This is a genomic window from Cobetia amphilecti, from assembly GCF_020217465.1.
Lineage (GTDB): Bacteria > Pseudomonadota > Gammaproteobacteria > Pseudomonadales > Halomonadaceae > Cobetia > Cobetia amphilecti.
In genome coordinates, this window is record NZ_CP084115.1 from 2,984,609 (window position 1) to 3,001,711 (window position 17,103).

The 17,103-nt window shown below is 64.1% G+C and carries 15 protein-coding genes; 10 read left to right on the plus strand and 5 right to left on the minus strand.

Going from position 1 to position 17,103, the window contains the following annotated elements; all coding sequences use genetic code 11:
- Positions 1 to 53: 53 nt before the first annotated feature.
- The 3 genes from LCW13_RS12540 to LCW13_RS12550 all read left to right on the plus strand — a co-directional run bounded on the left by LCW13_RS12540 (position 54) and on the right by LCW13_RS12550 (position 3,197).
- Positions 54 to 1,073, plus strand: coding sequence for a TRAP transporter substrate-binding protein (locus tag LCW13_RS12540; protein WP_225347057.1), 1,020 nt, complete (start codon positions 54 to 56; stop codon positions 1,071 to 1,073).
- 260 nt (positions 1,074 to 1,333) lie between these two features.
- The gene (locus LCW13_RS12545) at positions 1,334 to 1,891 is read left to right on the plus strand and encodes a TRAP transporter small permease (protein WP_043331335.1); all 558 of its coding nucleotides are present in this window, start codon (positions 1,334 to 1,336) and stop codon (positions 1,889 to 1,891) included.
- Position 1,892: 1 nt separating this feature from the next.
- The gene (locus LCW13_RS12550; RefSeq protein ID WP_043331336.1) at positions 1,893 to 3,197 is read left to right on the plus strand and encodes a TRAP transporter large permease; all 1,305 of its coding nucleotides are present in this window, start codon (positions 1,893 to 1,895) and stop codon (positions 3,195 to 3,197) included.
- Positions 3,198 to 3,603: 406 nt separating this feature from the next.
- On the opposite strand, the gene LCW13_RS12555 is transcribed toward LCW13_RS12550, so the two are convergent.
- From LCW13_RS12555 to LCW13_RS12565, 3 genes are all read right to left on the minus strand, one after another.
- On the minus strand, positions 3,604 to 3,777 hold the full coding sequence (locus LCW13_RS12555; RefSeq protein WP_225347058.1) for a hypothetical protein: 174 nt from the start codon (positions 3,775 to 3,777) through the stop codon (positions 3,604 to 3,606).
- A 187-nt stretch (positions 3,778 to 3,964) separates the two neighbouring features.
- The gene (locus LCW13_RS12560) at positions 3,965 to 5,530 is read right to left on the minus strand and encodes a glycine betaine ABC transporter substrate-binding protein (protein ID WP_225347059.1); all 1,566 of its coding nucleotides are present in this window, start codon (positions 5,528 to 5,530) and stop codon (positions 3,965 to 3,967) included.
- 8 nt (positions 5,531 to 5,538) lie between these two features.
- A complete protein-coding gene (locus LCW13_RS12565) occupies positions 5,539 to 6,279 on the minus strand; it encodes an ATP-binding cassette domain-containing protein (protein ID WP_131432512.1) in 741 nt (246 codons plus the stop codon).
- A gap of 603 nt (positions 6,280 to 6,882) precedes the next feature.
- Between LCW13_RS12565 and LCW13_RS12570 the strand changes: the two genes are divergently transcribed.
- From LCW13_RS12570 to LCW13_RS12595, 6 genes are all read left to right on the plus strand, one after another.
- A complete protein-coding gene (locus LCW13_RS12570; protein ID WP_225347060.1) occupies positions 6,883 to 8,052 on the plus strand; it encodes an isovaleryl-CoA dehydrogenase in 1,170 nt (389 codons plus the stop codon).
- 56 nt (positions 8,053 to 8,108) lie between these two features.
- Positions 8,109 to 9,716, plus strand: coding sequence for a carboxyl transferase domain-containing protein (locus tag LCW13_RS12575; RefSeq protein WP_225347061.1), 1,608 nt, complete (start codon positions 8,109 to 8,111; stop codon positions 9,714 to 9,716).
- Positions 9,717 to 9,799: 83 nt separating this feature from the next.
- Positions 9,800 to 10,639, plus strand: a complete 840-nt coding sequence (locus LCW13_RS12580; protein WP_225347062.1) for an enoyl-CoA hydratase-related protein — start codon at positions 9,800 to 9,802, stop codon at positions 10,637 to 10,639.
- 168 nt (positions 10,640 to 10,807) lie between these two features.
- On the plus strand, positions 10,808 to 13,060 hold the full coding sequence (locus LCW13_RS12585) for an acetyl/propionyl/methylcrotonyl-CoA carboxylase subunit alpha (protein WP_225347063.1): 2,253 nt from the start codon (positions 10,808 to 10,810) through the stop codon (positions 13,058 to 13,060).
- 5 nt (positions 13,061 to 13,065) lie between these two features.
- Complete coding sequence (locus LCW13_RS12590) at positions 13,066 to 13,977, plus strand: hydroxymethylglutaryl-CoA lyase (protein ID WP_225347064.1); 912 nt, start codon at positions 13,066 to 13,068, stop codon at positions 13,975 to 13,977.
- 234 nt (positions 13,978 to 14,211) lie between these two features.
- Positions 14,212 to 14,547 carry a zinc ribbon domain-containing protein YjdM gene (locus LCW13_RS12595; protein ID WP_043331342.1) on the plus strand — a complete coding sequence of 112 codons (336 nt, stop codon included), beginning with the start codon at positions 14,212 to 14,214 and terminating at the stop codon, positions 14,545 to 14,547.
- 193 nt (positions 14,548 to 14,740) lie between these two features.
- On the opposite strand, the gene LCW13_RS12600 is transcribed toward LCW13_RS12595, so the two are convergent.
- Positions 14,741 to 15,109 carry a hypothetical protein gene (locus LCW13_RS12600; RefSeq protein WP_043331343.1) on the minus strand — a complete coding sequence of 123 codons (369 nt, stop codon included), beginning with the start codon at positions 15,107 to 15,109 and terminating at the stop codon, positions 14,741 to 14,743.
- Positions 15,110 to 15,576: 467 nt separating this feature from the next.
- Here LCW13_RS12600 and LCW13_RS12605 point away from each other — a divergent pair, with 467 nt between their 5' ends.
- Positions 15,577 to 16,431 carry an SDR family oxidoreductase gene (locus tag LCW13_RS12605; RefSeq protein WP_225347065.1) on the plus strand — a complete coding sequence of 285 codons (855 nt, stop codon included), beginning with the start codon at positions 15,577 to 15,579 and terminating at the stop codon, positions 16,429 to 16,431.
- 123 nt (positions 16,432 to 16,554) lie between these two features.
- Here LCW13_RS12605 and trxC read toward each other — a convergent pair whose 3' ends face one another.
- Entirely contained in the window at positions 16,555 to 16,992 is a 438-nt protein-coding gene (trxC, locus tag LCW13_RS12610) for a thioredoxin TrxC (protein WP_225347066.1), read from the minus strand.
- Between the last annotated feature and the right edge of the window lie 111 nt (positions 16,993 to 17,103).

The following is a 17,103-nucleotide window of genomic DNA, read 5'->3' on the forward strand; positions in this document are numbered from 1 at the left end:
TTGAAGAATGAAATTGTCTGCCGACAACATTCAATAATAATGAGGAACAAGACATGCGTAAGCCCAACGATTCCCTCACTCGCAAGACCCCGACAGTCAAGTCCTTCGCCTGGCTGGCGACAGTGGGTGCCCTGGCCTTCAGTGGCTCGGCACTCGCGGCACAGTGGAACCTCGCCACTCCGTATGGCGATGCCAGCTTCCACACCAAGAACACCAAGCAGTTCGCCGAGGACGTCACCGAGGCCACCGATGGCGAGCTGACCGTGACCGTGCACAGCGGCGGTTCCCTGATCTCCCACGGCGAGATCAAGCCTTCCGTGCGTCGCGGCACCGTCCAGGCCGGTGAGATCTTCCTGTCGATTCTCTCCAACGAATCGCCGGTCTACGAGCTGGACACCCTGCCGGGCGTCGCCTCCAGCTACGAAGAAGCCTTCGCCCTCTGGCAGGCCTCCAAGCCGGACATCACCGAGCTGTTCGCCAAGGAAGGTCTGATGCCGCTGTACGCGGTCGCCTGGCCGGCCCAGGGCATCTACACCGACTTCGACCTGACCGACGTCTCCCAGCTCAAGGGCCTGCGTATCCGCGCGCCCAACATCAACACCCAGCGCTTCGTCGAGAACGTCGGCGGCAAGCCCACCGAGACCGAAGAAGCCGACATCCCCACCGCCTTCAGCACCGGCCGTGTCGACGCGATGATCACCTCCAGCTCCACCGGCAAGTCCATGTCGGCCTGGGATTACGTCAAGCACTACAACGACGCCAAGCTGTGGCTGCCGAAGAACATCATCTTCGTCAACAAGCGTGCCTTCGATCGTCTCGACGAGAGCACCCAGCAAGCCGTGCTCGATGCCGCCAAGGCCGCCGAGACCCGCGGCTGGGAAGCCAGCAAGGCCGATGCCGACGAGAGCGCCAAGGTGCTGACCGAGAATGGCTTCACCATCAGCGAGCCTGACGCCAAGCTGGCGGAAGATCTGAAGGCCGCCGGTGACAAGCTATTCCAGGACTGGAAGTCGCGTGCCGGTGAAGAAGGCCAGCAGCTGCTCGAGCGCTACCGCGCAGACCTGGACGCCTGAGATTCGCTCGCAAGCCCGACTGCCCGGCGCTGCATGCTGGACATGCGGCCGAGCGCATCGACCGTGCACTGCCTGAGCAACGTCTGAGCATTGCCTGAGCGCTGCAGATGTCCTGACTGACCCCAGCTGCAGCGTTGCTATCCCGCCACGCGATTTGCCACTCGAGACTCCGACACCTGCCGTCCGCCGGCAGGTGACCCACGGACAAGCCTGTGCGCAGCATCGCGTGGCCACCCTCACCTTCCCTGTGAGCGCCCGTCATGACCTATTTCTTCGACAGACTCTATCGCCTCGGTGCGTGGGGTGCGGCGGCCTGCATGCTGCTGATCTGCACCCTCGTCAGCCTGCAAGTCTTCCTGCGCCTGATCGACGCCATCATGGTGATGTTCGGCGCCGAGCGTCTCGGCTTCGAGATCTCCGGCGTGTCGGAAATGGCTGCCTTCCTGCTGGTCGGCGCCACCTTCCTGAGCCTCGCCTACACCTTCACGCATCACGCCCATATCCGCGTGACGCTGGTCATCAACCGCCTGCCGGCCGCCGTGCGCGTGTGGATCGAAAGCCTCGCGCTGCTGATCGCACTCGGCCTGAGCGTGTTGATCACCCATGAACTGGTACTGCTGGTCGGCGAGAGCCTCGAGTACCACGACATCTCCTCCGGCCTGCTGGCGCTGCCGCTGTGGATTCCGCAGAGCGTGCTGGTCGCCGGTACCGGCCTGCTGTGCCTGGCGATTCTCGAGACCCTGATCGCCACGCTGCGCACCGCCTTCACCGCGCCCTCAAGCTACGTGGCGCCCGAGCCCGAAGACGGAGCCGAATGACATGCTGACACTCATCCTCGTCACTCTGCTGGCCCTCGCCTTGCTGCTCGGCAGCGGCGTGTGGGTCGCCTTCTCGCTGATCGGCACCGGCTGGATCGTGCTGACCTTCTTCTCCACCTTCGAGACCGGCCCGATCCTGGCCTCCGATTTCTGGGGTGCCAGCTACGGCTGGGACCTGACCGCCCTGCCGATGTTCGTGTGGATGGGCGAGATCCTGTTCCGCTCCGGGCTGGCCGACAACATGTTCCGCGCCCTGGCGCCGTGGCTCAATCGCCTGCCGGGCCGTCTGCTGCACTCCAACATCATCGGCAGCGGTCTGTTCGCCGCCGTGTGCGGCTCCTCCGCCGCCACCTGTGCCACCGTCGGCAAGATGACGCTGCCGGAACTTGAGCGCCGCGGCTACGACAGCAACCTGGCCATCGGTACCCTCGCCAGTGCCTCGACCCTCGGCCTGCTGATTCCGCCGTCGATCATGATGATCGTCTACGGCGTGGTCACCGAGCAGTCCATCTCGCGTCTGTTCATCGCCGGTGTCCTGCCGGGCATGCTGCTGCTGGCCCTGTTCATGGGCTACCTGGCGATCTGGTCGAAGGTCGTCGGTGAGCCGCAGGGCCGCGCCGGCCATGACGAGCCGCACATGGGCTTCATGGCCAAGCTGCGCAACAGCGCCCAGCTGATTCCGCTGCTGGCACTGATCGGCGGCATCCTCGGCAGCATCTACGGTGGCCTGGCGTCACCCACCGAAGCGGCCGCGGTCGGCGTGGTACTGTCGCTGATCATCGCGCGCCTCAACGGCCACATGACCGCCGCCACCTTCAAGGAATCGCTGTTCGCGGCGCTGCGCACCTCGTGCATGATCGCCTTCATCATCGCCGGTGCCTCCTTCCTGTCCTCCGCGATGAGCTTCACCCAGATTCCGATGCAGCTGGCCGAAGGCATCGCTACTTTGGGTCTGTCGCCGACCATGCTGCTGGTGGTGCTGACGCTGTTCCTGCTGATCCTGGGCTGCTTCCTCGACGGCATCTCGCTGATCCTGCTGGTGACCTCCATCATCATGCCGGTCATCGAAGCCGCCGGTTTCGACCTGATCTGGTTCGGTATCTACCTGATCATCGTGGTCGAGATGTCGCAGATCACCCCGCCGGTCGGCTTCAACCTGTTCGTGATCCAGAGCCTGACCGGCAAGGACATCATCACCATCACCAAGGCGACGCTGCCGTTCTTCCTGCTGATGATCTTCTCCATCGTGCTGATGCACGTCTTCCCGGAGATCGTGCTCTATCTTCCGCAGGCCATGAACAACTGATCATCTGACCCCGATGCCATGGATGGCAGCTGGTAGCGCTTCCAGACTCAGGAACCGCAGCTGTCGGCACCTCTATCGGTCGACCCTTGCCTCAAGGGCGCCGAGCGTCACGGCAGACATACGGTGACGTGCTTGCAGACCTCCCCTCGGGGAGGTCTTTTTTATGCCACCTGTCCAGCGCTCGCCGCTCGCAAAGCACTGCGACTCAAAGCATCGCGACTCAAAGCATCGTGACGGAAAGCACCGTCTTCGCACACACAGCCCAGCCCCACACAGCTCAGCTCAGCTCAGCTCAGCTCAGCTCAGATCGGCACACGGACACGCACACGAACACAAAAAAGCCGCCCCTTCCTTGCCGTGAGGCAGAAAGGGGCGGCTTCTTCGTCAACTTACAGGAGAGGCTAGATCAGGACATCTGATCCGCCGGTGCGCTGGCCGGGGTGTCGATCATCGCGTGACCTTTGCCACCACCGCCACCGCCATGTCCACCATGGCCGTGGCCATGACCGAACAGACCACAACCGCTCAAGGCCAGAGTCGCGGCGACCAGTGCAATCGGAAACAGATTTTTGATACGCATGAATCTCTCCTTCAAAGGGGGTAGAGGCTGCTGCAAGCCCTGTCAGCAAGCCCTTACTTTCCCCTTCACATTACTCTGATCGACGACCAACGTTAAACCTTCGCAGTAGCCTTCCTTTTTTACTGCACGCCTTGTACAAGAGTTGCGACATGATTGTCGTGTAATGTACTACGCCGTTTTTTCCGGCTCAGCGAGCCTTCAGGCCCCGCATATGCGCCGGTATCACCAGGCGCTCGAACAGCTCGAACAGCAGCTCGGCGCAGATGGCCAGCAATGCCGCGGGAATCGCCCCGTAAAGCACCAGATCATAGTCATTGAGCGAAAGCCCGGTGACGATCGGCTCGCCCAGCCCCCCGGCGCCGATGAAAGCTGCCAGCGTCGCGGTGCCGATATTGATGATGGCAGCGGTCTTGATACCGGTGAGCAGATTGGGCGTCGCCAGCGGCAGGATGACGTGACGCAGCTGCTCACGACGCGTCAGGCCCATGCCACGTGCCACCTTGACCAGCAGCGGGTCCACCGTCAGCAACGCGGTAATTGCCGCGCGGATGATCGGCAGCAAGGAATAGACGAACAGCGCGATCACCGCCGGTACCACCCCGATGCCGAACAGCGGAATCATCAGCGCCAGCAGCGCGATGGAGGGGATGGTCTGCAGCAGGCCGGTGACATAGAGCACCACCCGCGAGACCTTCGGATTGCGATAGACAAGCAAGGACAGCGGCAGGCCGACCAGACACGCCAGCAGCAGCGCGGACAGCGTCAACTGCAGGTGCTCGATCAGATTGGTGCCCAGCTTGTCCCACTTGGCGCCGCTGACTTCACGCTGCTCGGTGGTGATGCCCTGTTCCTGAATGAAGCGACTGGCAACCTGGGCGAAGCTCTGCTCATCGGTGGAGACTCGGGCGTTGAGCGCCTGCATGCTGTCTTCATCGAGGCTGCCCGCCAGCTGGTTGAGCGCCGCGACGGCATCTTCCGGCAAGGCGGCGTTCACGAAGGGCACCGCCAGATACTCGGGGAAGTAGCCCTTGTCATCGTCGAGCAGCACGAAGTCGAAGCGCTTGATGTCGCCCTCGGTGGAGTAGGCATCGGTGGCGTCGATCTTGCTCTCGCGCAGCGCCTGATAGGCGATGCCGTGCTCGATGCCACGTGGCACCTGGGAAAGCCCGTACTCCGCGGCCAGTCCCGGCCAGCCATCCGGACGCTTGATGAACTCATGCGACATCGCGACGGACAGATCCGGGTGATCGGCCATATCGCCGATGGTGCTGATGCCCAGCGACTCGGCCTGATCGCGGCGCATGCTGACGGCGTAGGTATTGTTGAAGCCCAGCGGCTCGAGCACGCGCAGGCCCTGCTCGCGGCTCAGCTCATCGAGCTTCTCGAGCGCAGGCACGTCGTCCAGCTTGAGAATGGCGTGGGCCAGGGTGCCGGTGTATTCGGGATAGACATCCAGCTCGCCTTCCGCCAGCCCCTGATAGGTGATGATGGTCTGCCCCAGCCCCAGACGGCGCTCGACCGTAAAGCCGGCGTCCTCCAGCACCTGCGCGAATATCTCGCCCAGCAGATGCCCTTCGCGGTCCGCCTTGGAGCCGACCACGATCGGCTTGTCCTCGGGCCACGCCGCGGCTTTCTCTTCCGCGCTGGCAAGCGGGCTGGTCACCAGCGCCCCCAGACTGGCAAGCGCCAGACCGGCGACCATCAACGCACCGGACAGCCCGCGACGCGAGCGTTGCAGGACGGGAGTCGTCATCAGCGTCTTCATGCGCGTGCCTCCAGCAGTCGGGCCACGCGCTCATCCGCCGGAGCCGTGGTGATGGTGTCGGGGCTGGCGGCCTGCAGCACCACACCGGGCGCCATCACCACCATGTGATCGGACAGGCTCAGCGCCTCGTTCATGTCGTGGGTCACCATCACCACGCTGCGCGGTTCCTCCTGCTGCATGCGCTGGAACTGGGCATGCACCTCGATGCGCGTGATCGGGTCGACGGCCGAGAAGGCCTCATCGAGCAGCAGCAACGGTGGCTCCAGCATCATGGCGCGACACAGCCCGACGCGCTGGGCCTGACCACCGGAAATCTCGTGGGGATAGCGGGTCAGCAGCGCCATGTCGAGGTCCATCATCTGGAACAGACGCGCGATGCGTGCCTTGACGCGCTCGGCGCTCCAGCCTTCGCGGTCAGCGAGAATGGCGACGTTGTCGCGCACGCTGAGATGGGGAAAGAGGCCGATCTGCTGGACGGCATAGCCGATGCGGCGACGCATGGCTGGCAGGTTGGCGTAATCGACTGCGGCGCCGAACACCTTCACCTCGCCTTCATCCGGGCGGATCAAGCCGTTGATCAGCTGCAGCAGGGTCGATTTGCCACAGCCGCTGGCACCGACCAGGGCGGTGATACGGTCACGCGGCAGTTCGAGATCAATACCTTCAAACAGGCGCTGACCGGCAAAGCCCTTGTGCAGGCCGCTGAAGCGGACTGCCGGGGCGGTGTCATCACTCATCGAGTAGGTCCTTCTAGGCAGGTGAGCATGAGTCTGGAATGGTAAAAAGCGCTGGCGAGTCAGCGCACTTGCACACTAAAGAGTGCCGGTGACACCAGGCAGGTGACGGGAATGCTCCCCACTGACGCCCTCACGACTTCCTCAATCAACAGTGACTACAGCGTCTCAGCTTATCAAGTCACCTCGGCGATGCCGGAGCAATTTCGTTTCCTGAGCTGATTTTCTCTCAATGACTTTCTCCCAATGACCTTCTCGACCTGAGTCTCTCTGACTGAGCCTCTCTGACTGAGCCTCTCTGACTGAGCCCCTCTGACTGACTTTCTCTCCCTGACGTTATTTAACTGAGCTTCTCGACCTGGCACTCCCCTCTCGAGTCTCCCTGCTGATCGTCTGCCGCAAGCCCTGCGACCTTGGTCAAAGCGCCGCATAATGACCTTTACGTTAACGTCAACTTTGACCTAGAGTAATTTCCATCACACGCCAAGGCGGCCCATGGCGGGCGGACTTGATAGGCCGGTCGTGACAGACCGTTCGCCATCAGGTCATCACAGCCCCTGGCGGGCCTTGCTCATCGCGCTTCACCGATCTACAGGATGCCAGATCATGCACAGCCTCTATTCACCGCTGGATTTCGGACTCGACGAGACACACACCATGCTGCGTGAGCAGGTCAACGCCTTTGCCCGCGACGAGATCGCCCCGCGCGCCGCCGAGATCGATGCCAGCAATGCCTTCCCCGATGACCTGTGGCAGAAGTTCGGCGACATGGGCCTGCTCGGCATCACCGTGCCCGACGAGGACGGCGGCAGCAGCATGGGCTATCTGGCGCACTGCATCGCGATGGAAGAGATCTCGCGTGCCAGCGCCTCGGTGGCGCTCTCCTACGGCGCGCATTCCAACCTGTGCGTGAACCAGATCAAGCTCAACGGCACTGCCGAGCAGAAGGCACGTTATCTGCCGAAACTGATGAGTGGCGAGCATGTCGGCGCGCTGGCGATGTCCGAACCCGGCGCCGGCTCTGATGTGGTCTCGATGCAGCTCAAGGCCGAACTGCGCGGCGATCACTACGTGCTCAACGGCAACAAGATGTGGATCACCAACGGCCCGGATGCCCACACCCTGGTGGTGTACGCGAAGACCGACCCGGACGCCGGCTCCAAGGGCATCACCGCCTTCATCATCGAGCGTGACTTCCCCGGCTTCTCCACCGCCCAGAAGCTCGACAAGCTCGGCATGCGCGGCTCCAACACCTGCGAACTGGTCTTCCAGGATTGTCAGGTGCCGGTGGAGAACGTGCTGGGCGAGGTCAATCGTGGCGTCAAGGTGCTGATGCGCGGGCTCGATTTCGAGCGCACCGTGCTGGCCGCCGGCCCCATCGGCATCATGCAGGCCTGCATGGACATCGTGGTGCCCTACCTGCATGAGCGTCGCCAGTTCGGCCAGGCCATCGGTGAATTCCAGCTGGTGCAGGGCAAGGTCGCCGACATGTACACCACCCTCAATGCCTGTCGCGCCTATCTGTATGCGGTCGCCAATGCCTGTGATCGCGGCCAGACCTCACGCAAGGACGCCGCGGGCGTCATTCTCTACTGCGCCGAGAAGGCCACCCAGATGGCGCTGGATGCCATCCAGCTGCTCGGCGGCAACGGCTACATCAACGAGTACGCCACCGGACGCCTGCTGCGTGATGCCAAGCTTTACGAGATCGGCGCCGGCACCAGCGAGATTCGCCGCATGCTGATCGGGCGTGAACTGTTCAACGAGAGCGCCTGATACCTCTCGTCATCCCCTACTCTTTTTCGCAACCCTTCGCCGCTGGAGCTTGCTCGATGGCCATACTGACCTCCCTGATCAATCCGCGCAGTGACCAGTTCCGCGCCAATGAAGCGGCGATGCAGGCCGAGGTCGATCGCCTGCACCAGCTGCTGGAGACCGTTGCGGCCGGTGGCGGTGACAAAGCGCGTGAACGTCACGAGTCGCGCGGCAAGCTGTTCGTGCGCGAACGCATCGACCACCTGATCGATGAAGGCTCGCCCTTCCTCGAACTCTCCGCGCTGGCGGCCCACGACGTCTACGACAGCCCCGTCCCCGGCGCGGGCCTGGTCACCGGCATCGGCCGCGTCAGCGGCGTGGAGTGCGTCATCGTCGCCAACGACGCCACCGTCAAGGGCGGCACCTACTTCCCGATGACGGCCAAGAAGCATCTGCGCGCTCAGGAAATCGCCCGCAAGCATCGCCTGCCCTGTCTCTATCTGGTCGATTCCGGTGGCGCGCATCTGCCCCACCAGGACGAGGTCTTCCCGGACCGCGACCACTTCGGCCGCATCTTCTACAACCAGGCCACGCTGTCTGCCGAGGGTATCCCGCAGATCGCCGTGGTGATGGGATCATGCACCGCAGGCGGCGCCTATGTGCCGGCGATGGCGGACGAATCCATCATCGTGCGCGAGCAAGGCACCATCTTCCTGGCGGGGCCGCCGCTGGTGAAGGCCGCCACCGGTGAGGACATCAGCGCCGAGGCGCTGGGCGGCGCCGAGGTGCACTGCAAGATCAGCGGCGTGGCCGACCATCTGGCCGACAACGACGCCCATGCCCTGCAGCTGGCTCGCCGCGCCGTGTCGCGCCTCAACTGGCAACGCAAGGGCCAGCTCGCGCTGCGCGAATCGCGTCCGCCACGCCTGGACCCGCAGGAGCTCTACGGCATCGTCGGCACCGACCTCAAGAAACCCTACGACGTGCGCGAGGTGATCGGCCGACTGGTGGATGACTCGGACTTCGACGAGTTCAAGCGCGAGTACGGCGAGACGCTGGTCACCGGCTTCGCGCATCTGCATGGCCATCCGGTCGGCATTCTCGCCAACAATGGCGTGCTGTTCTCGGAAAGCGCCCTCAAGGGCGCGCACTTCATCGAGCTGTGCACCCAGCGCCGGATTCCACTGATCTTTCTGCAGAACATCACCGGCTTCATGGTCGGCTCGCGCTACGAGCACGAAGGCATCGCCAAGCACGGCGCCAAGCTGGTGGCGGCGGTGGCCTGCGCCAAGGTACCCAAGTTCACGGTGCTGATCGGTGGCAGTTTCGGCGCGGGCAACTACGGCATGTGCGGGCGCGCCTATGACCCCAACCTGCTGTTCATGTGGCCCAACTCACGCATCTCGGTGATGGGCGGCGAGCAGGCCGCCAACGTGCTGGCACAGGTCAAGCGCGACCAGCATGCCCGTGAGGGGCGCGAGTGGCCCGCCGAGGAAGAAGAGGCCTTCAAGGCGCCGGTACGCGAGCAGTACGAGCGCCAGGGCCACCCGACCTACGCCAGTGCGCGCCTGTGGGATGACGGTGTGATCGACCCGCTGCAGACTCGCGACATCCTGGGGCTGTCACTGGCCGCGGCCATGAATGCCGAGATCGAGGACAGTCGCTTCGGTGTGCTGCGCATGTAACCCGTCAAGCGCCACAACAATTCTTGTGGCTTGCACTGAATAGCGATAGTCATCTTGAAGCTAACAGAATGGAAGAAAGCACGATGACAGAACCACGCCAATCGAGTCGACTCGAGATAGATCAACACGGCGTCGCCCGCCTCACCCTGCTGCGCCCCGAGGTGCACAACGCCTTCGATGATCTGCTGATTGCGGAGCTGAATCAGCATCTGGAGAGCCTGCACGCCAGGGCGAGTCGCGATGAAGTGCGTGTGGTGGTACTGGCCTCCGAGGGCAAGAGCTTCTCTGCCGGCGCCGATCTCAAGTGGATGCAGCGCATGGTCGAGTATTCGCTGGAAGATAACCTCGCCGACTCACGCGAGCTTGCGCGACTGATGCAGCTGCTCGATGAGCTGCCCTGTCCCAGCGTGTGTCGTGTCCAGGGCGCCACCTTCGGCGGTGCCGTCGGCCTGGCGGCCTGCTGCGACATCGTGATTGCCGCCGAGCGGGCGCGCTTCTGTCTCTCCGAAGTGCGCATCGGCCTGGCGCCAGCTGCCATCAGTCCCTACGTGCAGCGCGCCATCGGCTCACGCCAGATGCGCCGGTATGCCCTCAGCGCCGAGGTGATCGATAGCGCCACCGCGCAGCGCATCGGCCTTGTCCACGAGACCTGCCCCGATGAGCTGCTGGAGGCGCGCGTCACGGAGGTGGTGCAGACCCTGCTCGCCACCTCGCCTGCCGCCAGTCGCGCCACCAAGGCCCTGCTCAGCGAGGTGGCTCAGGCCCCAGCCAGCGCCGCGACCCGTGAACGTTGCTGCGAGGTGATCAGCCAGCTGCGCGTCAGCGAACAGGGCCAGGCCGGACTGGCCGCCTTCTTCGCCGGCACGCCAGCGCCCTGGGTGCCGACCGAGAACCAAACAACCGAGACGTCGAAGCCCTCATGAACACCAGAGACTTGAAGCCGCTGACGGCATGTCGACGCTCTCGGCGCTGGTCATCACTCTCGGCCATCCACCTGGGCCATGCCTGCCGGATTTTTTCTTAAGAGCTTTTCTCTTCCGAACTCTCCTACTCCTGATTCCCCTTGCCACCTTCGCCACAGGACGCTTGCCATGAACGCCAACCGCGAGACAGACCAGACCCTCCCCGCCGGTTGCGGCGAGATCCGCAAGCTGCTGGTCGCCAACCGGGGTGAGATCGCCGTACGCGTGATGCGCACCGCTCGCGCGATGGGCATCCAGACAGTGGCGGTCTACTCCGATGCCGACGCCGATGCCCTGCATGTGCGCGAGGCCGACGAGGCCGTGCGTCTCGGCTCCGCCAGCGCCCGCGAAAGCTATCTGGATATCAAAAAGGTGATCGCTGCCGCACGCAAAAGCGGTGCTGATGCCGTGCATCCCGGCTATGGCTTCCTGTCCGAGAACGCCGCCTTCGTCAGCGCACTTGCCGAGGCCGGCATCATCTTCGTCGGCCCGCCCCAGAGCGCGATCGCCGACATGGGCGACAAGTCCGCCGCCAAGATGCGCATGCAGGCAGCCAATGTGCCGCTGGTGCCCGGCTACCATGGCGATGACCAGCAGGACGATTTGCTGCAGGCTGAAGCGGACCGCATGGGCTATCCGGTGCTGATCAAGGCCTGCGCTGGCGGTGGCGGCAAGGGCATGCGCGTGGTCGAGAGCGCACAGGAATTTGCGGCGGCGCTGGCCAGCTGTCGCCGTGAATCCCGCGCCGCCTTCGGTGACGAGCGCATGCTGATCGAGAAATACCTGACCCAGCCGCGCCATGTCGAAGTCCAGGTGTTCTGCGACAGCTACGGCAGCGGTGTCTATCTCTTCGAGCGCGATTGCAGTGTCCAGCGTCGTCACCAGAAGGTGCTGGAAGAGGCTCCCGCGCCGGGGCTGACGCCGTCGCTGCGCCGTGAGATGGGCGAGGCCGCCGTGCGGGCAGCGCGCGAGATCGGTTATGTCGGTGCCGGCACCATCGAGTTTCTGCTCGACGCACCGCAGCCGGGCAGCGAAAGCCACGGCGCCTTCTACTTCATGGAGATGAACACCCGCCTGCAGGTCGAGCACCCGGTGACCGAGATGATCACCGGCGAAGACCTCGTCGAATGGCAACTGCGCATCGCGCGGGGTGAACGCCTGCCGCGCCAGCAGGATGAGCTGACGTTGACCGGCCACAGCTTCGAGGCGCGCCTCTACGCCGAAGACCCGGACAACGACTTCCTGCCCGCCACCGGTGTGCTGGAACGCTTCCGGCTGGATCTGGCAGGGGCCGGGCTGAGCGCCCGGCAGGTACGCCTGGACAGCGGCGTCGCCGAGGGCGATGAAGTCTCGATGCATTACGACCCGATGCTAGCCAAGCTGATCAGCTACGGGCCGACTCGTGAACAGGCCCTCGAGACGCTGCTGCGCGCGCTGGCAGCGCTGGAAGTGCGCGGCGTCACCACCAACCGCGCCTTCCTGTCCCGCCTGACGGGCCATGCTGACTTCCGCGCCGCCGAGCTGGATACCCGTTTCATCGAGCGCCACCACGACAGCCTGTTCCCCAGCGCGACGCTGGACCACGATAGCCTGGCAGCCAGTGCCCTGCTGGCGCTCTCGCGCCTGAATGAGCAAGCGAGCAGCACATCACATCCGCACCAAGCGCCCGGCACCAGTCCATGGGAGCGCCGCGATGGCTGGCGCAATGGCCTGCCACACCAGGTACGCCTGGCGCTGTGTCTGCCCGCTGACGCCGATGCCGATGAGCGCAGCGAGAAGGTGGCGCATATCATCGCGCGCCGCCCCGTAACGCATGCTTCCCTGGCGAATACGCACACCTCAGGTATATCCCCTGGGAGCGATTCGCGCGGCGACTGGCAGATTGAAGTGACCACTCACTGCGGCGATGAAAGACAGACCACACACCATCTCGGCCGACTCACTCGCCTTGAAGGCAACGCCATCGCCGTGACGCTGGATGGCTATCGTCGCCGCTTCCAGGCCAGTCACGCGCCGGCGCGCGGCGGTGAAGTGCTGGTGCTGTCGTCAGCGCAACACAGCCAGTCCGGCAGCACTCCACAGGGGGAATCACGCCTGCTGTGGCGGCGCGCCGACGCCGTGGACCACGCGCGCCACGAGACCCAGGCGACCCTGAATGCGCCAATGAATGGCACCGTGGTCGCCCAGCTGGTCGCGCCAGGCAGCCATGTCCCGCAGGGCACGCCCCTGATGGTGATGGAGGCGATGAAGATGGAGCACACCCTCAATGCCCCTGCCGATGGCGAGGTCGCCCAGTTCCACTTCTCGGCCGGTAACAGCGTGGTCCAGGGCGATGTGCTGCTCGAATTCACGGCCGCGCAGGTCGAGACGGACAAGGAGTAGTCAGCATGCACTTTCCCCGCAAGGTACGCATCGTCGAGGTGGGCGCGCGCGACGGACTGCAGAACGAGTCGGTGCCGGTCGCGACTGCCACCAAGCTTGAGTTGATCCGGCGTCTGAGCGACAGCGGTCTTGCGCATGTCGAGGCCGCCAGCTTCGTCTCGCCCAGGTGGGTGCCGCAGATGGCCGATCACCGCGAGATCATGATGGTGCTGCGCGATAGCCCCACCAAGTCAGCGACCACTTACTCCGCCCTCACACCCAACATGAAGGGGCTTGAGGCGGCGCTTGAGTGTGGTGTGCGCGAGGTGGCCGTGTTCGGCTCGGCCAGCGAGTCCTTCTCACAGCGCAACATCAACTGCTCGATCGCCGAATCGCTTGAGCGCTTTGCGCCAGTGGTGGAACACGCCCTCAAGGCCGGTGTGCGTGTGCGCGGCTATGTGTCCTGCGTACTCGGCTGCCCCTATGAAGGCGAGATAGCCCCCGCCGAGGTGGCCGCCGTCGCTCGCGAGCTCAAGGCCATAGGCTGCTACGAGGTGTCGCTTGGCGACACCATCGGCGTCGGTACGCCGCTCAAGGCTAAGCACATGCTGGAGCAGGTCAGTCGCGAGGTGCCGATCACACAGCTCGCCGCGCACTTCCACGACACCTACGGCCAGGCACTCGCCAACCTCTACGCCGTGCTGGAAGAAGGCATCGCGGTGATCGACAGCTCCGTGGCAGGTCTGGGCGGCTGCCCCTACGCCAAGGGCGCCTCGGGCAATGTCGCCAGTGAAGACGTGCTCTATCTGCTTGAGGGCATGGGCATCGAGACGGGGGTGGATCTGGCAGCGCTGGCCCGCACCGGCGACTGGATCAGCCGCACGCTTGGCCGGCCGAATGGCTCACGCGTCGGTCAGGCGCTGATGGCGAGTTGTTGAGGGTGGGTGGCTCAAGACCAGTAGTTTGAGACGCTGCCAAGCGAGGCCGCAATGGCGCGCGCTGATTGCGACCAAGGGCCGCACTGGATGGTCGCTGTCATGGAATCGGTGTAGGCTTGCCGCCGTTCGCGCACCGCTTGAGCCCGATGCGCGCCTTCCAACACCATGTCTCGGCCTGAATCTTCGCCCGTCTTGTAAGCGGGTGAAGCGCGAGACAGCTTTCAGGACACCGTGATGAGCGCCCTCCCGAACTGCCCGGCCTGCAATTCCGAATTCACCTACGACGACGGCATGCAGTACGTCTGCCCTGAATGTGCCCATGAGTGGTCCAAGGAAGCCGCCGTCGAGGAAGCCGGCCCGGTATTCCGCGATGCCAACGGCAACGAGCTGGTCGATGGCGATACCGTCACCGTCATCAAGGACCTGAAGATCAAGGGCACCTCCTCCGTCGTCAAGGTCGGCACCAAGGTCAAGAACATCCGCCTGGTGGATGGCGATCACGACATCGACTGCAAGATCGATGGCGTCGGCCCGATGAAGCTCAAGTCGATCTTCGTCAAGAAAGCCTGATCGGCCTGCTGCCTGACACGACGATGCCCCGCCTGCGCTCTGTGCGCGACGGGGCATCGTCGTTTGCGGACTGTCGTTTCCAGCCCGCCATTTCCGGCTTGCCTAGGCGTCTTGTTCAGCCCGAGCTGGCCAGCCCTGGCCCGCTCCAATTCGCTTCAGTCCGCTCTAACCCACCACCCCAGCAAGTGCTCACTCACTCCTCAGGCGATGTCTTGTCGAGCGGCGTGACCTTGGACAGGCGTATGCGGCGCTGACCGCCGACCTCGAATTCAAAGCGGCCACTCACCTGGACCTCGCGCCCGATATAGGCACCGATGCGCTCCGGTGGCAGCAGTTCCAGGCGCTGCTGTCCTTCGCCTTCCAGCCAATAGCGGTTGGGCACGTCTTCGCTGCGCACCCTGCCCTGCACGGCCACCTGCTCGCCCTGCCAGGCCTCGGAGTGTTCCAGCAGCGTCGCCACGCTGGTAGGGCGCGGGCCATTGACGCCATCGCATCCCGTTGTGGCCATCAGCATCACCGCCACGGCCACCATCGCCAGCCAGTGTTGCATCCCCTTGTTCATCTTCATTCCTCGCGCGACTGATACTTCATCGGGAGCTACCCGCTCGCTCATTCACTCGCTTGCGGCTTGAGGGGACTCGGGCAACGGCCCGGCAGTCGAGTTCCTCGCCTCTCGCGTCGAATGGCGATCTCTCGTGGTCACCCAGACGCACCTGACGCCTGAGGTGGACTCATGCACAGTCTGACAGCTGCCACGCGAGGCGATAACTCCCTGACCAATAGAATCAGCCATCAGGATCAGCCCTCAACGCAGGCCGTGAGGCGCCGCGCCACCCGCCAGCCCCATCACGACTCTGAGGCCTGTCATGCTGAGGCATGGTCGCCGTGCGCGGCATCTGCGGCACCGCCCTTGTCTCGCGCGCCCGCCGCACCTATATCATTGCCCGCAGGGGCACACCGCGCCATCGACGAGACGTGAATGAAGCGCTTCGTCATATCGCCCTGCCGGCACCTCATCAGGAGAATCACATGAAGACAGCCAAGGTGGCCTATATCACCGGCGGTGCTCAAGGCATCGGCCGCGGCATCAGCGACTACCTGCTCGCCCACGGCTGGCGCGTGGCCGTGGCGGATATCGATGCCGAGGCAGGCCAGCAATATCGAGAGATGAAGAAGCGACAGGCGAGCGGGCTCGCAGAGGAGCCTGCAGAGCCGTCGGGGGAGCTTGCACAACGCTCGGGAGCGCCACTTGGTGAGCAACCCGCAGAAGACATCGGCGAGCGCCTGCGCGTCTTCACGCTGGATGTGCGTGACGAGAAATCCGTGGCCGCCAGCCTCGCGGCTACCTGCGAGGCCTTCGGGCGGCTGGACGCGGTGATCAACAATGCCGCGATCGCCGATCCCTTCCAGGGCAAGCTCGAGGAGCTGTCACTCGAGCGCTGGCATCAGGTACTGGATACCAGCCTGACCAGCAGCTTCCTAACCGCCAAGCATGCGGCGCGTCATCTGCGCGAGACTGGCGGCAGCATCGTCAATCTGGCCTCCAGCCGCGCCCTGCAGTCCGAGCCGCACAGCGAAGCCTACGCCGCCAGCAAGGGCGGCATCGTCGCCCTCACCCACGCCATGGCGATGAGTCTGGGGCCGGAGATTCGCGTCAATGCCATCAGCCCGGGCTGGATCGACGTCAGCGCCCTGCAGAAAAGCGGCGAGGCCGAATCGTTGAGTGACGAAGACCACGCCCAGCACCCCGTCGGGCGCGTCGGCCATGTCGATGACATCGCCGCGTTGGTGGCCTTCCTGATCTCGGACAGGGCCGGCTTCATCACCGGCCAGAATCATGTCGTCGATGGCGGCATGACGCGCAAGATGGTTTACGTCGACTGATACGACAAGGCAGACTGAGACGACAACGCCTGACGCGATTGCACGTCAGGCGTTGTCAGTTCTTGAGCTGCGTCCGGGTTTCCCTGAACGCTCAACTGCGGACTTGTCTTGAGCGGGCCGTGGTCACACCGCGTGCGGTGCCAGCCACTGCTTGAGCTGACCGGCCTGCATCACGCCTGATTCGCGCGCCAGCTCCTTGCCCTGCTTCATCACCAGCAGCGTCGGAATGCTGCGGATGCCGAAACGACCGGCCAGCGCCTGCTGGGCTTCGGTGTCGATCTTGGCGAAACGCACACGGGTGCCCATCTGCGCGGCGACTTCATTGAAGATCGGCCCCATCATCTTGCACGGGCCACACCAGCTGGCCCAGAAGTCGATGACCACCGGCATTTCACTGCGCACCACCAGAGCCTCGAAGTTGTTGCTGGTCAGTTCCAGCGGCTCCTTGGGCAGCACGGCGGCGCTGCACTTGCCGCAGCTGGGGTTGTCATCCAGACGCGCGGTGGCCACACGATTGAGAGCGAGACATTGCGGACAGGCCAGCACGAGGGATTCAGACATGATCGGACTCCAGAGAAATGGGGATGCGGCGCGCCACGTGACGGTCAACCGTCAGACGCGTACCGATAAGCGCAGATCATACGACTCGTGGGCCAGGAAGCAATTGAGCCA

Coding starts and splice junctions, on each gene's coding strand:
- LCW13_RS12540 (WP_225347057.1), top strand. CDS start 54: ATGCGTAAGCCCAACGATTCCCTCACTCGCAAGACCCCGACAGTCAAG.
- LCW13_RS12545 (WP_043331335.1), top strand. CDS start 1,334: ATGACCTATTTCTTCGACAGACTCTATCGCCTCGGTGCGTGGGGTGCG.
- LCW13_RS12550 (WP_043331336.1), top strand. CDS start 1,893: ATGCTGACACTCATCCTCGTCACTCTGCTGGCCCTCGCCTTGCTGCTC.
- LCW13_RS12555 (WP_225347058.1), bottom strand. CDS start 3,777: ATGCGTATCAAAAATCTGTTTCCGATTGCACTGGTCGCCGCGACTCTG.
- LCW13_RS12560 (WP_225347059.1), bottom strand. CDS start 5,530: ATGACGACTCCCGTCCTGCAACGCTCGCGTCGCGGGCTGTCCGGTGCG.
- LCW13_RS12565 (WP_131432512.1), bottom strand. CDS start 6,279: ATGAGTGATGACACCGCCCCGGCAGTCCGCTTCAGCGGCCTGCACAAG.
- LCW13_RS12570 (WP_225347060.1), top strand. CDS start 6,883: ATGCACAGCCTCTATTCACCGCTGGATTTCGGACTCGACGAGACACAC.
- LCW13_RS12575 (WP_225347061.1), top strand. CDS start 8,109: ATGGCCATACTGACCTCCCTGATCAATCCGCGCAGTGACCAGTTCCGC.
- LCW13_RS12580 (WP_225347062.1), top strand. CDS start 9,800: ATGACAGAACCACGCCAATCGAGTCGACTCGAGATAGATCAACACGGC.
- LCW13_RS12585 (WP_225347063.1), top strand. CDS start 10,808: ATGAACGCCAACCGCGAGACAGACCAGACCCTCCCCGCCGGTTGCGGC.
- LCW13_RS12590 (WP_225347064.1), top strand. CDS start 13,066: ATGCACTTTCCCCGCAAGGTACGCATCGTCGAGGTGGGCGCGCGCGAC.
- LCW13_RS12595 (WP_043331342.1), top strand. CDS start 14,212: ATGAGCGCCCTCCCGAACTGCCCGGCCTGCAATTCCGAATTCACCTAC.
- LCW13_RS12600 (WP_043331343.1), bottom strand. CDS start 15,109: ATGAACAAGGGGATGCAACACTGGCTGGCGATGGTGGCCGTGGCGGTG.
- LCW13_RS12605 (WP_225347065.1), top strand. CDS start 15,577: ATGAAGACAGCCAAGGTGGCCTATATCACCGGCGGTGCTCAAGGCATC.
- trxC (WP_225347066.1), bottom strand. CDS start 16,992: ATGTCTGAATCCCTCGTGCTGGCCTGTCCGCAATGTCTCGCTCTCAAT.